Source organism: Microvirga sp. CF3016, from assembly GCF_036314085.1.
In the GTDB taxonomy this organism is placed as follows: Bacteria; Pseudomonadota; Alphaproteobacteria; order Rhizobiales; family Beijerinckiaceae; genus Microvirga.
The window spans coordinates 149,979-164,752 of sequence record NZ_JAYGGM010000012.1; the positions used below are offsets into that span (position 1 = coordinate 149,979).

General features: G+C 62.3%; 15 protein-coding genes. All 15 read right to left on the reverse strand.

Features of this window, described 5'->3' with window-relative positions; genetic code table 11:
- Nucleotides 1–295: 295 nt before the first annotated feature.
- A complete protein-coding gene (locus VB672_RS18370) occupies nucleotides 296–1,258 on the reverse strand; it encodes a catechol 2,3-dioxygenase (RefSeq protein WP_329785709.1) in 963 nt (320 codons plus the stop codon).
- Between the two features lie 62 nt (nucleotides 1,259–1,320).
- Complete coding sequence (locus VB672_RS18375) at nucleotides 1,321–2,454, reverse strand: 5-methyltetrahydropteroyltriglutamate--homocysteine S-methyltransferase (RefSeq protein ID WP_329785648.1); 1,134 nt, start codon at nucleotides 2,452–2,454, stop codon at nucleotides 1,321–1,323.
- Nucleotides 2,455–2,478: 24 nt separating this feature from the next.
- Nucleotides 2,479–3,213, reverse strand: a complete 735-nt coding sequence (locus VB672_RS18380; protein ID WP_329785649.1) for an ABC transporter ATP-binding protein — start codon at nucleotides 3,211–3,213, stop codon at nucleotides 2,479–2,481.
- Entirely contained in the window at nucleotides 3,206–3,958 is a 753-nt protein-coding gene (locus VB672_RS18385) for an ABC transporter ATP-binding protein (protein WP_329785650.1), read from the reverse strand. The genes VB672_RS18380 and VB672_RS18385 overlap by 8 nt, the downstream gene beginning before the upstream one ends.
- A gap of 1 nt (nucleotide 3,959) precedes the next feature.
- The gene (locus VB672_RS18390; protein ID WP_329785651.1) at nucleotides 3,960–4,997 is read right to left on the reverse strand and encodes a branched-chain amino acid ABC transporter permease; all 1,038 of its coding nucleotides are present in this window, start codon (nucleotides 4,995–4,997) and stop codon (nucleotides 3,960–3,962) included.
- 21 nt (nucleotides 4,998–5,018) lie between these two features.
- Nucleotides 5,019–5,873 (reverse strand): branched-chain amino acid ABC transporter permease, encoded by an 855-nt coding sequence (locus VB672_RS18395; RefSeq protein WP_329785652.1) that lies wholly within the window; start codon nucleotides 5,871–5,873, stop codon nucleotides 5,019–5,021.
- 63 nt (nucleotides 5,874–5,936) lie between these two features.
- Nucleotides 5,937–7,100 (reverse strand): ABC transporter substrate-binding protein, encoded by a 1,164-nt coding sequence (locus tag VB672_RS18400; RefSeq protein WP_329785653.1) that lies wholly within the window; start codon nucleotides 7,098–7,100, stop codon nucleotides 5,937–5,939.
- A 38-nt stretch (nucleotides 7,101–7,138) separates the two neighbouring features.
- Nucleotides 7,139–7,894, reverse strand: coding sequence for a GntR family transcriptional regulator (locus tag VB672_RS18405; protein WP_329785654.1), 756 nt, complete (start codon nucleotides 7,892–7,894; stop codon nucleotides 7,139–7,141).
- Entirely contained in the window at nucleotides 7,894–8,868 is a 975-nt protein-coding gene (locus VB672_RS18410) for a PDR/VanB family oxidoreductase (protein ID WP_329785655.1), read from the reverse strand. The genes VB672_RS18405 and VB672_RS18410 overlap by 1 nt, the downstream gene beginning before the upstream one ends.
- 8 nt (nucleotides 8,869–8,876) lie before the next feature.
- Entirely contained in the window at nucleotides 8,877–9,959 is a 1,083-nt protein-coding gene (locus VB672_RS18415) for an aromatic ring-hydroxylating dioxygenase subunit alpha (protein ID WP_329785656.1), read from the reverse strand.
- A gap of 161 nt (nucleotides 9,960–10,120) precedes the next feature.
- Nucleotides 10,121–11,284, reverse strand: a complete 1,164-nt coding sequence (locus VB672_RS18420; protein WP_329785657.1) for an ABC transporter substrate-binding protein — start codon at nucleotides 11,282–11,284, stop codon at nucleotides 10,121–10,123.
- 103 nt (nucleotides 11,285–11,387) lie between these two features.
- Nucleotides 11,388–12,404 (reverse strand): Bug family tripartite tricarboxylate transporter substrate binding protein, encoded by a 1,017-nt coding sequence (locus VB672_RS18425; RefSeq protein ID WP_329785658.1) that lies wholly within the window; start codon nucleotides 12,402–12,404, stop codon nucleotides 11,388–11,390.
- 56 nt (nucleotides 12,405–12,460) lie between these two features.
- The gene (locus VB672_RS18430; RefSeq protein WP_329785659.1) at nucleotides 12,461–12,775 is read right to left on the reverse strand and encodes a YciI family protein; all 315 of its coding nucleotides are present in this window, start codon (nucleotides 12,773–12,775) and stop codon (nucleotides 12,461–12,463) included.
- 4 nt (nucleotides 12,776–12,779) lie between these two features.
- Complete coding sequence (locus VB672_RS18435) at nucleotides 12,780–13,646, reverse strand: class III extradiol dioxygenase family protein (RefSeq protein ID WP_329785660.1); 867 nt, start codon at nucleotides 13,644–13,646, stop codon at nucleotides 12,780–12,782.
- A 2-nt stretch (nucleotides 13,647–13,648) separates the two neighbouring features.
- A complete protein-coding gene (locus VB672_RS18440) occupies nucleotides 13,649–14,749 on the reverse strand; it encodes an alpha/beta fold hydrolase (RefSeq protein ID WP_329785661.1) in 1,101 nt (366 codons plus the stop codon).
- Nucleotides 14,750–14,774: the final 25 nt, after the last annotated feature.

Consider the following 14,774-nt stretch of genomic DNA (forward strand, 5'->3'; position numbering starts at 1 on the left):
CCTTTCGGCCGAAAAAATACTGAAGATGGCTTTGGTGGAATATACCGGGCTCTCACCGGTATGGCGGGGCGGCATCATGCCTTTGGGTCGGTCTCACCTCAGTGATCGCCCAATCCGCCATGAGTATCTGCATAGAGCTACACTAGAATTCGGAAATATTTTCTTATGAGTCAACGCAATGTTGTGCTGAGAGAGGCGTTAATGTTTCGGTAAAGTTAACATTCCGCCCTGTTCGCGTTGAGGACCCGACCTCAAGCCTCTACGGCGGGCGGAGGTAGATCCTCGGTGAACAGCTTCAATCGTCATAGTCGATGGGTGGCGTTCCATAGGTATGGAATGACTCGACCGTCTTCATGCCCCAGGCCTGACCCTTCTTTCGCTCCTCCTCGGTCCAGACGATCGGCTTCCAGTCTGGAGCCAGGATAAGGCGAGCGCCGGCATTGCATACTTCGACCCGATTCCCCCCAGGTTCATAGACATAGAGGAAGAACGTCTGCTGAACCGCGTGCTTGTGCGGGCCGGATTCGATAGGCACCCCGGCTTCCAGGAAGATGTCAGCTGCTCTTAAGACATCCTCGCGGCTGTCGAGGGCGTAGGTCAGGTGATGGAACCGGCCCTTCGCGCCGGTATGGTCACGCGTGAAGGCGAAGTCATAGCTCTTGTTAGTCAGCGTCATCCACATGCCCGCCTCGGTACCGTCATTGAGGACGATCTGCTCCGTGAGACGGCAGCCGAGATAGGTCTCGTAGAAGATCCGGTTGGCCCGGATGTCCGCGGCAAGGCAATTCAGGTGGTCGAGCCGGCGGACGTTAACTCCCCGGGCCGGGAAGCGCTGGGCCTGGTTCTTCAAGGCCGGCTTCAGCTCCGGCGGAGCCTGGTACCACTCGGTCTCGTAATAGAGCTCGATGACGTGCCCATCCGGATCGCGGCAGAGGAAAGCGGGCCCGTGACCGAGATCGCCGTCATTCCAGCCGATCTCATAGCCTGAGCCCTTCAGGGCAGCGACGCGGCGCTCCAGCGCCTTTTGGCTGCGCGCGCGGAACGCCATGTGGCCCATACCCGGCTTCCTCGACGCCGTGAGCTTGAGCGAGTGACGCTCGTAATCGTCCCATCCGCGGAGATAGACCGAGTCGCCTTGGTGTCCAATCTCCGTCATGCCAAGCACATCGACGAAGAAGCGCAGGCTCTCCTCCGGCTCGGGCGTGAGCAGCTCAAGATGGCCGAGATGGGCTAGGTCGAGAACCGGTTCGTCTTGGATCATGATGTCTCTCGCGCGCAACAATGGTGGCGAGGGAAATCCTCGTTCCCTCGCCTCCCCGATCAGGCCGCCTTCTTGGCCCCGGAGCCAGGGCTGCCCCAAACCTCTTCAGCGATCTCGACGATCATGCGCAGCTTCGCCCACTGCTCGTCCTCGGCGAGAGTGTTGCCCTCCTCGGTCGAGGCGAAGCCGCATTGGGGCGAGAGGCAGAGCTGGTCGAGATCAACATATTTCGCCGCCTCGTCGATCCGGCGCTTGATCTCGTCCTTCTTCTCTAGGATTCCGGTCTTGGAGGTCACGAGGCCCAAAACGACGGATTTGCCCTTGGGCAGGAAACGCAGCGGCTCGAAACCACCGGCGCGGTCCGTATCCCATTCCATGAAGTAGCCATCGACCGGCATGCGGTTAAACAGGACCTCCGCCACCGGCTCGTAGCCGCCGGATGCGATGAAGGTCGAGCGGAAGTTGCCGCGGCACAGATGCATGGTGATCGTCAGATCATCCGGCTTGTCCTTGAGCGCCTCGCGCACCATGCCGGCGTAGATCTCGGGTTGCTTTTCCGGGTCGTCGCCACGCTGACGCAGCATCTCGCGCTGCTCTGGATCGCAGAGATAGGCGAAGGAGATGTCGTCGAGTTGGAGATAGCGGCAGCCGGCGTCATAGAAGGCGTGCACGGCCTTGTTGTAGGCCCGGCCGACATCGCCGTAGAAGTCGTCCATCTCCGGATAGACACCCATGTTCATCATCTTCCGCCCGCCGCGGTAGTGAAGCATGCTCGGACCCGGAATGGTCATCTTCGCCACCCGATCCGTGTTGTCCTTCACGAAGCGGAAGTGATCGATCATCGGGTGCCGGCCGGAGAAGCCCACCTTTCCGGTGATCCGCAGCGCCTTGGCGATGCCGACGCCGCCCTTGAAGTTCATGCCGGAATCGGCCTCCACGGAAGTAACGCCGTCGAGATGCTCAAGGAAGTCGAAATGCCAGTAAGCGCGACGGAATTCACCGTCCGTCACCGCTTGCAACCCGATCTCCTCTTGACGCCTGATCAAAGCCCGGATTTCGCGATCCTCGATTTCCTTCAAGGCCTCATCGGAAATCTCGCCATCGTGATGCTTATGGCGTGCTTCCTTTAGGGCAGCGGTCCGCAGCAGGCTGCCGACCATGTCGGCGCGGAAAGGTGGTTTGGTGCGTTGCATGGCTTTTCCTCCTGATAAATCGGTCTAGCGCGCGGCCATCCGCGCCGGCTTTTTCTTCGCCGTCACCCCGAGGTGCTGCTCGAGCGCTGCAGGATCTTCGATGAGCGCGCGGCTCGAACCCGCATGGACGATGGTTCCGCGGTCAAGAATGACGGCATTGTCGGTTACACCCAGGATTTTCTGAGCGTGCTGCTCCACGACGATGGCCGACATGCCCTCCCCGCGGATGATCCGGTTCAGAGCCGCCAGCAGCTCTTCGATGATGATGGGCGCAAGCCCCTCCGTCGGCTCGTCCAGCAACATGAGCTTGGGATTGAGCACGAGCGCCCGAGCGATCGCCAGCATCTGCTGCTCGCCGCCGGAGAGCTGGTTTCCGAGGTTGCTACGCCGCTCCTTGAGGCGTGGGAACATCTCATAGACCCGGCTGACGTTCCACGCTCCGGGGCGCGCCACGGCAGTGAGATTTTCTTCCACGGTGAGCGACTTGAAGATGTTGCGCTCCTGCGGCACCCAACCAATCCCGGCAAGCGCCCGCTTGTCGGGGCGAGTCTTCGTGACGTCCTGACCATCGAGCGTGATGGTGCCGCCGCGATGGCGGGTCACGCCGATGATGGTGTTGAGTAGGGTCGTCTTGCCGGTTCCGTTGCGGCCGAGCACGGCCAGGGCCTCTCCAGGCTTGAGTGAGAGGTCGACCTCCGAGATCACGACCGCCTCCCCATAACCGGCGGAGACTTGGCTGAGCTTCAAAAGGTCACTCATCGACGCTCTCCCCGAGATAGACGGCCCGGACCCTGGGATCGGTCGAGACCTCCTCGACGCTGCCGTCCGTGAAGAGGGCGCCGTTGACAAGGACCGAGATCCGGTCGGCAAAGCTGAAGACCAGATCCATGTCGTGCTCGATCAGGAGGACCGAGACGTCCCGTGGCAAGGCCGCCACAGTGGCGAGCAACTCGTGCCGCTCCGCTTCCGGCACGCCCGCGGCCGGCTCGTCCAGGAGCAGCACGCGGGGCCGGCAGGCAAAAGCCACAGCGATCTCAAGGAGTCGCTGCTTGCCGTAAGCTAGGTTCGAGGTGCGCTCGTCCAGAACGTCGGTGAGGCGAAAGCGCTGTGCGATCTCGACGATCTCGTCGATGATCTCGCGCTTGCTGCCGATCACGCGCCACCAGTCGCGCCCTCCTCCCATGCGCTCGGACACGGCGAGGCCCAGGGTTTCGAGCGGAGTCATGGCCGGGAAGAGCTGGTTGATCTGGAAGGTACGGGCGAGGCCGCCCTGGACCCGCAATTCCGGCCGTAGCCGGGTGATGTCCTCGCCTTCCAGCAGGATCTGCCCGGAGGTTGGCGTCAGTACGCCTGTGAGAAGATTGATGAACGTCGTCTTGCCTGCGCCGTTGGGGCCGATGAGGGCATGACGTGCGCCCTGCTCCAGCTTGAACGACACGTTGTCTGTGGCCACGAGTCCGCCGAAGCGTTTGATCAGGCCCCTTGTTTCGAGAGCAGCCGCCATGTCAGACCTCCCGGGTTTTCGTCGACGGCAGAGGCTGCTGAGAATCCGCCACGAGACTGCGCCTCGACCGCGGCCACAACGCCCTGGCCCGATCCGTCAGGCGCTCCCGCCCGGCCAGCACGATCAGGACGAGGATCAATCCGATCCAGAACTGCCAATATTGCGGTGTCCAGGCGGACAGAATGTCCTGCAGCACCTTGAAGAAGACGGCACCGATGAGCCCGCCATAGAGATAGCCCACACCTCCGATCACCAGAACCAGCATCACATCGGCCGAGCGATGGAAGGCGAGCACGTCGAGGGACACGAACTGCGTCGTCTGGGCCAGCAAGGCGCCGGCCACGCCCGCATAGGCTCCTGCCAGCGTATAGATCGCCACGAGACGGCGGTTGACCGGAATGCCGACCGCACGGGCGCGGAGGGGATTGTCGCGGATCGAGCGGAGCGACAGGCCGTAGGGCGACACGACGATCCTTCGCGCCAGAACGAACAATACGAACGTCACCACGAGGCTGTAGGTGTAGGCGACCGTCCCGAATATATCGAACTCGAACAGGCCGAGAATCGGCCCCATCGTGATCCCCTGGAGACCGTCAGCGCCTCCCGTGAGCCATGACATCTGGTTGGCCAATTCGCCAAGGACAAGGGCGACGCCCAGCGTCACCATGAGCTTCGTCAGATCGGATCCGCGCAGGACGAGGAAGCTGGTGACGAAGCCAAGAATAGCTGCAGCGATCGCCGCGACGACTAGGCCGACAAGAGGATCGCCGATGCCATTCTTGGCGAGAATGCCGGCCGCATAGGCGCCGAGGCCGAAGAACGCTGCGTGGCCCAGGGATACGATGCCGGCGTATCCGAGAATGAGATCCAGAGACAGGGCGAACAGACCGATGATGGCGATCTCGTTCAAGATGAGATGGCGCTCGGGCAGGAAGAACAGAGTCGCGGCCGCCACGAGCCAGAAGGCGACCTCGCCCCAGCCCCATCGCCCCCTGCGGCTGAGGGCGGCCCTGATGTTATCGGCAGTATTGGGCTGCATCGGTTCATTTCCTCAGCGAGTTCAACGCGCGCGGGCAAACAGCCCTTGCGGGCGGAGAACGAGCACGACGATCATGAGCGTGTAGATGACGAAGGCACCCAGGCTCGGCACGTAGTACTTGCCGGCCACGTCTGCGATCCCGAGGAGCAGCGAAGCCAGGAAGGGACCGGTGATGCTCGTCGTACCGCCGACGGTGACGACGATCAGGAAGTAAATCATGAACTTGAGTGGAAAAGTGGGATCGAGCCCCAGGATCTCCGCACCCAAGGCTCCACCCAGGCCCGCCAGACCGGAACCGACTGCGAAGGTGGTCGCGAAGATCACGCTGACGTTGATGCCAAGCCCACGGGCGACGCGGGGATCGTCCACTGAGGCCCTCAGCCGGCTGCCGAAACGGGTTTGAGTCAGGATGAACTGGAGAGCGACGACGAGAACGCCGCAGACGGCGATGATGAAGCTCCGATACAGGCCGACCTGGATGCCGAGCACGTCGATGCGTCCTTGCAGCCAGGTCGGAAGCTGGATGAGCTGCTGCTGGGAGCCCATGGCATAGTCGACGGCGGCTACCGCCATAAAGACCAGGCCGATGGAGAACAGCACCTGATCGAGATGGCTACGGTCATAAAGCTGCTTGTAGAGGGTCCGCTCTAGCACGAGCCCTAGGAGAGCCGGCACGATGAAGGCCAACGGAAGCGTGAGGAGAAACGGCACGCCATAGCGGTTCATCAGAACGGCCGTCACGTAGCCGCCCGCCATGGCGAAGGCGCCATGGGCCAGGTTGACGAAATTCATCAGCCCCAGCGTCACGGCCAGCCCGCAGGCCAGCACGAACAGAAGCATGCCATAGGCAATACCGTCAAAGAGGATGGTCAGCACCGTTCTCTCCAGGAAACGAGAGGCAGGCGCCGCCTCTTGGGCCGCGCCTGCTGAGAGTCTTGATCAGTTTGACTTGGCGGCTTTGACCGGGTCCTTGACGTTGGGGATCGTGGCGAACTCCACGTTGTAGAGCTCCCCGTCCTTGCGCTCGACCTTGCGCACATAGATGTTCTGCACGATGTCGCGGGTCTGAGGATCGATCGACACCGGTCCGCGCGGGCTCGTCCAGCTCATGCCCTTCATGGCATCGATCAGAGCCTGCCCGCCCTGCCCGTTGGTCTTCTTCAGGCCCTCGTAGATCAGGTGCATGCCGTCGTAGCCCCCGACCGCCATGAAGTTAGGTCGCATGCCGTTGTTGGCCTTCTTGAAGGCGTCGACAAACGCCTTGTTCTCCGGGCTGTCATGGGCCGCAGAATAATGCTGGGTCGTGATCGCGCCGAGCGCCACGTCGCCCATGTTGTTCAGGAGATCGTCATCGGTCACGTCACCGGGGCCGATCAGCTTGATGCCGCTTTTGTCGAGGCCGCGCTCCACGAATTGCTTCATGAACTGTGCACCGATGCCGGATGGCACGAACACGAACAGCGCATCGGGCTTGGCATCGGCCACCTTCTGCAGGAAGGGCGAGAAGTCCGGGTTGGCGAGCGGCACCCGCAAATTCTCCACCTGACCGCCCTTGGCCGTGAAGGCCGTGGTGAACGCCTTCTCGGCATCGATGCCAGGTCCGTAATCGGACACGAGCGTGGCGACCTTCTTGATGCCGTTCTGAGCAGCCCAATCGGCCATCGGCACCGTGGCCTGCGGCAGGGTGAAGCTTGTGCGCACGATGTAAGGCGAAGCCTCGGTGATGGTGGCCGTCGCGGCCGCCATGACGACGGCGGGTACCTTCGCCTGTGTGGCAAGTGGCGCCGGAGCGAGAGCGAGCGGCGTCAGGCCGAAGCCCGCCATGACGGCGATCTTGTCGTTGACGATGAGTTCCTGCGCCAGGCGTTTGGTGACATCCGCCGTGCCGGTGTCGTCCTTGACGATGAGCTGGATCTTCTTGCCCGCGACGGTGTCGCCCTTCTGCTGCATGTAGAGCTTCGCGGCCGCCTCGATCTGGCGCCCCGTCGACGCGAAGGGTCCCGTCATCGGCAGGATCAGGCCGATCTTTATCGTCTCCTGGGCCGATGCCGCTCCAGTCAGGGCCAGGACGGCTGCGGCCCCTAGGAATGTACGTCTCAACATGTTTCCTCACTCCCTCTTTGGCTTTTTAGTCGTTCGATTTAGGCGCGGATTCGCCGTTTGATGAGCGCGGAACCCGGCACAAGGTCCATGTCCCTCTGGTTTGTGAGCGCTCTTTCCAGATTGCGGTGGGCGATGCGTGCATGCTCGCGCATGATTGCCTCGGCCCGGCTCCCCTCCCGCCGTTCGATCGCCGTCAACACGCAACGATGCTGATCCTGGGCCACCGTCAGGATGTGATGGAGCTCCGGCGAGCGGGACTGAACGGGAACCAGGGCGCTCGCCGAAGCGAACGGCAAGGCGCTCGCCCGTTCGATTTGGCGTGCCAGAGGCGGAGAATCGGCCATATCGATGAGGATGCGGTGAAAGCGGGCGTTCAGCTCGACATATTGCGACAGGTCGATCTCAAGCATCTCGCGACGGATGACGTGATCGATCTCATCGAGACATTCGGCAGCGTCGAGGAGCGCCGATCGGCTGACGCCGTGCTCGGCGGCCAGGCGGGCGGCCAAGCCCTCGAGGGTTCCTCGGATCTCGATGGAGACGAAGACCTCTTTCTCGGAAAAGGCCTTAACGGAAAAGCCGCCGGACGGAATGGCCTCCAGCAGTCCCTCTTCCTCAAGCCTGACGAGGGCCATCCGAACCGGCGTTCGCGATACGCCGAGCCGCTCGACCATTTGCAGCTCAGACACCCGCTCGCCGGGATTCAACACTCCCCGAAGAACCAGTTCGCGGAGGGCGAGCTGTGCCTTCACGGTTTGCGAGAGCGAGCGGACGCTGGTTTTCTCGATGCTCATCAGGCCGCCCTATCCGCCGTGTCGATGGTGATGCTGTGACCCGCGACGCGAGACACGCAGGTGCAGAGTTTGGTATTGGCCGCCTTTTCCTCGTCGCTGAAGAACACGTCGCGATGATCGACTGTGCCGTCTACCTCCAGGATATAGAGCGCGCACAGGCCGCACTCGCCGCGCCGGCAGTCTGAGATCATCGCGACGCCGGCGCCTTCCAGGGCATCCAGCATGGTCTGGTTCTGCGGGACATCGACGACAAGGTCGAGGCGGGGGATATTCACCTTGAAGGGCTGGGACGCGAAGCGCCCGCTGTTGCCGAAGGTCTCGAACCGCAATTGGTCGACTGGACGGCCGCTCTGCTGCCAGGCCCGCTTGGCCGCTTCCAGCATGCCGATGGGGCCGCAGACATACAACTCGCCACCGGGCGCGAGACGCGCGATCTCGCCCCCCAGGTCCACCCTGCCCCCGTCCTCGTCAATGAACATCTGCAGACGCTCGCCGATGCGCTCGCGCAGATCGTCGGCGAGAGCCGCGTCCTCTCTGCGCCGGCAGGCGTACAGCACCCGGAAATTTGCCTGTATATCGGCAAGGGCAAGTGCCATGGTGAAGATCGGCGTGATGCCGATGCCCCCGGCGAGGAGCAGATATTCCGGCCGTCCTCGGCCGAGGTCGAAATGATTGCCCGGAGTCGAAATCGTCAGCTGGGCTCCGGGCTTGAGGCTCCACATATAGGCGGAGCCGCCCCGGCTGTCGCCGAGGAGCTTCACGGCGATTCGGTAGAGGCCGTCCGTGCAGGGTCCCACAATGGAATAGGATCGCACGTCCGGTCGTTCGCCGATCTGCACCGTCACGTTGATATGGCTGCCGGGCGTCGGGTGAACGAAGTCTCCCGAAGACTCAATCTCGAAGAGCCGGATGTCGGGAGAGAGATCCCTGGTCCGGAGCAGCTTCGCGGGCCGCCAGTCGAGTTGCTCAGCCATCGCCCGACCTACTCGGCCGCCTGGCTGGGCACGTGCGGCTGCGGACCATACTCCTCATCCAGCATCCGGTCGATCAGCTTGCGCGCCCAGAGGGCGCCGGCATCGATGTTGAGGTTGTAGAACGGCATCCGCGGATTCCGGTCGATGGCGACCTGCTGCGCCTCGAGAACCACGTGGTCCTGGTCATAGACCCCTTTGCCTTCGTTGACGTGGGCCTTGTTGATATCCTTCGTCAGCTGCTCGTCGTCTTTCCGGAAGGTTCTCACGAAGTTCCAGAAGTAATGGCAGGTCTTGTCCGTTTCCGGCGTGATGGCTGCGAGGAAGGCGCCGTTGACACCTTGGGAGCGATCACCCTGCGGAGCTCCTGTCCCGGACACGGCGACACCCACGTCACCCACAACGATAGAAGGCGCCTGAAAATAGATGATCTGCCAGCGGTCGACATGCTCGCCCGGCCTGTCGAGCTGCCTGGCCCAGAAGGGCGGCGGCTCGATGTTGATCATCCAGCGAGTTACCGTCGCCGTGCGCTCGGTGTGCGTTACGTCGAACGGCGCGCTGGTGATCGCCTCGTCGCCGATGCTGCCCGCGTGCACATAGGTCTCATGCGTCAGGTCCATGAGATTGTCGATCACGAGACGATAGTCGCATTTCAAGCTGTAGAAGGTACCACCCTCGCCTACCCATTCGGTGCCGTCGTTCCAGTGGAAGTCCGGAATCTTGGCCGGATCCGCCAGCGCGGGATCACCGGGCCAGATCCATACCAGGCGATGCCGTTCGGCCACGGGATAGGCGCGGACGCAGGCCGACGGATTGATCGTCTTCTGCGCCGGCATGTAGGTGCACCGGCCGGCCGAGTTGAAGACAAGTCCATGATAGCCGCAGATCACCTGATCGCCTTCGAGGCGCCCCATCGACAGCGGCAGCAGGCGATGCCAGCAGGCATCCTCCAGGGCAGCGATCTGGCCATCCGTGCGCCGGTAGAGAACGATGTCCTTGTCGCAGATGGTCCGGGCTGCGAGTTCATGCCTGATCTCGTGACTCCAGGCTGTGGCATACCAAGCATTGAGAGGAAAGGCTTTGGCGTGCGTCATCGGTTTTCTCCCTCAAACAGTTGTATACATACAATGACGTAAAGCAACTATACTTGCGGATATATTGTCTTCTGACACGATATTTTACGGTCGTACTGCTCAGCCTGTATACATAAAGAGAAAGCGCCACCGAATGATGGCGCTCTCCGCAGTCGTCCCAATCAGTTGGATTTGGCGGCTTTCACCGGGTCCTTGACGTTGGGGATCGTGGCGAACTCCACGTTGTAGAGCTCCCCGTCCTTGCGCTCGACCTTGCGCACATAGATGTTCTGCACGATGTCGCGGGTCTGAGGATCGATCGACACCGGTCCGCGCGGGCTCGTCCAGCTCATGCCCTTCATGGCATCGATCAGCGCCTGACCGCCCTGCCCGTTGGTCTTCTTCAGGCCCTCGTAGATCAGGTGCATGCCGTCGTAGCCCCCGACCGCCATGAAGTTAGGTCGCATGCCGTTGTTGGCCTTCTTGAAGGCGTCGACAAACGCCTTGTTCTCCGGACTGTCATGAGCGGCGGAGTAGTGATGAGACGTGACGGCGCCAAGCGCCACATCGCCGATATTGTTGAGCAGATCGTCGTCCGTAACGCTGCCTTCTGCGAGGAAGCGGATGCCGCTTTTGTCGAGGCCGCGCTCCACGAACTGCTTCATGAACTGGGCACCAACGCCGGAAGGCACGAAAGCCAGAAGGGCATCGGGCTTGGCATCGGCCACCTTCTGCAGGAAGGGCGAGAAGTCTGGATTGGCGAGCGGCACTCGTAGGTTCTCTACTTGCCCACCCGCCTTGGTGAAGGTCTCGGTGAAGGCCTTCTCCACATCGATGCCAGGGCCGTAATCCGACACGATGGTCACCACCCGTTTGAGACCTTCCTTCGCGGCCCAATCCGCAAGCGGCACCGTGACCTGCGCGGCCGTGAAGCTGGAGCGCACGATGTAGGGCGATTGCTCCGGGATGATCGACGTGGCGGCCGCCATCACTACCTCCGGCACCTTCGCCTGCGTCGCCAGAGGTGCAGTTGCGAGAGCGAGCGGCGTCAGGCCGAAGCCCGCGAGTACGGAGACCTTCTCCTGGACGATCAGCTCCTGCGCCAGGCGTTTGGTGACATCCGCCGTGCCGGTGTCGTCCTTGACGATGAGCTGGATCTTCTTGCCCGCGACGGTGTCGCCCTTCTGCTGCATGTAGAGCTTCGCGGCCGCCTCGATCTGGCGCCCCGTCGACGCGAAGGGTCCCGTCATCGGCAGGATCAGGCCGATCTTCACCGTCTCCTGGGCCGATGCCGCTCCAGTCAGGGCCAGGACGGCTGCGGCCCTTAGGAATGTACGTCTCAACATGTTTCCTTCCTCCCGGTTGAATCCTCCCCTGGCGTTCCGTCAGGCACTTCTCGGCCTCTTGCCAGGAACCAGGGAAGGAAATCCTTTAAGTCGATAGCCTCCGCTATTCAGGCTTGATCCCTGCACGCTTCACGAGATCACCCCACCGCACCATCTCCTTGGCGATGTGATCCCGGAACTCGGCCGGCGTGTTGGTCCAAACTTCGGCGCCCTCCAGCGACAGCCGCTCGGCGATCTCGGGCGCGGCCATGGCGGTTCTGATCTCGGTGTTGAGGCGCTCCACCACGGCCTTCGGCGTGCCGGCCGGAACCAGGATGCCGTACCATTGAGAGGCTTCGAAGCCTGGGAATCCGGACTCTGCCACCGTGGGAACATTGGGAGCACTTTTGAGGCGCGAGGATCCGGACACGGCGAGAGCCTGCATCGAGCCAGCCTCCACATGCTGAAGCAGGTTGGGCGCACCCGTGAAGGTGAGCTGCACGCGCCCGCCGAGCAGATCCGTCACGGCCGGCGCCGTACCCCGATAAGGAACGTGGGTCATCGTGATCCCGGCCCGGTCGGCGAGAGCCACCATGGCGATATGCGCCGCACTGCCGATGCCGCCGGAGGCGTAGTTCAGCTTGCCTGGATTCTGCTTGGCGTAGTCGATCAATTCCTGAAGAGACTTGGCCGGCACATCCGGATGAACGACGAGCATGTTGTGCACGTTGGCGATGCCACTGACGGGCTCGAAGCTCTTAGTCGGGTCATACGGCAGCTTCGGATAGAGCGCTGGATTGACGGCGAACGTGCCGATATGGCCCATCACCATGGTATGTCCATCGGCGGTTGCACGGGCCACCGATCCGACACCGACAGAGCCGCCGGCACCGGGACGGGACTCGACGATCACCGGATATTTCAGGGCGCCTTCAAGCCTCTGCCCGAGAAGCCGTGCCAGAATGTCGGTCGATCCGCCGGGCGTAAAAGGCACGACCAGCAGGATATTCTGACTCGGGTAGGTCTGAGCGGCGACCCGCATCGAAGCGCCGGCGGACAGGCCCAAGGCAGCTGCTCCCACAAGCATCTGACGGCGAGTGGCGGTGGAGTGAGCATGTCCCCTGAGCGTCTTGTCGTGCATATGTCGTTTCCTCTGGCTTCTAATCTTGATGAAGGTCTCGATCGGCCTTCTGCCCGCTAGCGTGTCATGGGATCGATCCGGTGTGCCTGGAATCGTGATGCCAAGGCCGTGATCTCGATCGACTCGACGAGGCCCGCCAGGGCAAACGGATCGTTCTCCGCGAACGCCTGGGCGGCTTCCCGGGAGGGTGCCTCAAGCACCCCAAAATTGCCGATCGGTGTCTCGCCGTCGTCATCCGTCAAGGCGCTGCCGATCAGCACCTTGGCGACACCGCCTCCGCCGGTAGCGACGTGCTGGCGGTGGGCGTCCCGGTGCTGCTCCCGCAGGTCTGTTGCGTCAGCTCGGTGACGGCAGATCATGAGCCAGTACATGGCGTCACGCGGCCGCGATCCGGGCCACGGCTGCCCGGTTTTCCATGACGATCATGCCCGCCCCCGTCATGGAGGCCGGCACGAAATAGTGCTTGTGTCGAACTACCACATCCGGATCCATGGCGCCGCGCATGACGAGCCACATCATGAGCTCCGCCCCTTCGCTGCCGAACATCTCGACGTACTGCTCGCGAGACATGTTCGCGAGCTTGTCCGGATTGTCGGCCACATCTTTCAGAAAGGCTTGGTCGGCTTCCGGGTTGACGAAGCCGGCGCGGGCGCCCTGGAGTTGATGGGAAAGCCCGCCGGTTCCGAGAACAACGAAACGCTCGTCGCTGTCATAGCTCTCGATGGCTTGGCGCAGAACGCGGCCCATCTCGTAGCAACGGCTCGGCAGTGGGATCGGGTACTGGATGACATTGACGAAGATCGGGACCACCTTCACCGGCCATTCGTCCGGCTTGCCCCAGAAGAGTTCCATCGGCACCTGCAGCCCGTGATCGACCTCGATCTCCTGGCAGATCATCGGATCGAAACGGTTCTCGATGAGTGTGTCGATGAAGTGCCAGGAGAAATCCACAGCTCCCTTGAAGGGAGCGATGGCGCGGGGGCCCCACCCCTCGTCGACCGGGCGATATTCCTCCGCGCAGCCGACCGCGAAGGTCGGCACCTTGTCGAGGAAGAAGGTGTTGCCGTGATCGTTGAAGATCACCACGGCCACGTCGGGCTTGTTCTCCCTCACCCATTCCTGGCCGGGGATGTAACCGTCGAAGAACGGCTTCCAGTCGGGCGTATCGCGCAATCCTTTGTCGAGGGCGGCGCCGATGGAAGGAACATGGGATGTTCCGAGGCCTCCGATGAGTTTTGCCATTCCTATTTCTTCCCTAGACGATCCCGCAGGAAATCCGCGTGCTCCATGCCCGCCTGATGGGCGCCGATCTCCGTGATGCGAACCGGATCGACGGCTGAGATCTTGAGAATGAAGAAGAGGTTGCCACCCAAACGTACCATCTCACGCCAGTTGCGGGTCATCACCGCTTCCTTCTCCTCGGGCGTGAGACCGAACCGATCGAGGTAGGCGCTCTCGTTTTCACGGAACGCCTCTCGGTTGACCGGGTTGCCGAGCCCCATGGCCATCTTGTTGATGCGGTAACCGCGAAGCGACCGTTTACGGTCGAACAGCGGGGTGTCCGGGATACGATCGGGCGAGCCATTCTCGCTCATCGTGTTGACCTCCCCGCCTGCGGCGACATCGGCGCTCGTTTCGTCGTTCTCGAACCCGAGGAAACGGAGCAGCGCCCGAGACACCTGCTCGGATTGTTCCAGCAGGGACATGTGACCGCTCTCCTCGATCACCACGAGTTCGGCATTCGGAATCAGGGACGCCATCTCTTCGTGCTGGGCAAGCGGGCTCCATCGATCCTGCCGACCGACCATCACCAAGGTCGGGCAGGCGATGTTCGGAAGATGCGGACGCACATTCGGCCGGTTCAGCAGCGCCTGAAGCTGCCTGTGATGCTGCTCCGGGGTGGCGCGCATGACCATGGCCTTGAGGGGGGCAAGAAGCGTCTGATCCTCGACCCTACCCTCATGAAGCATCGGCGGCAGCCACCTGTCGGCCAAGGCTCCCATGCCTTCCGCATAGGCCAGATCGATCATGACCTGGCGCTTCGCCTCCTCACCGTCTCGCCGGGGGTCGACACCGGTATCGATCAGAACAAGCTTCTCGATGCGCTCCGGAGCCAAGCGGATCATCTCCATGGCCACGCGGGCACCCATCGAATGCCCAATGGCGATCAGAGGCTCATCCGCAAGAGCCAGTGCGGAACGAGCCATCGCCTCGATGGAGTCGAATTGCGAGAAATCCGCGATGCGGATCTCGGCGAAGGGCGCAAGAGCTGCCCTCTGCGCCTCCCAGATGCTGGCATCGCAGAGGAGCCCGGGCAGCAACAGGATGATCGGCCTTTTGCTCATGGGTGCTTTATTGTTCCTCCCACGG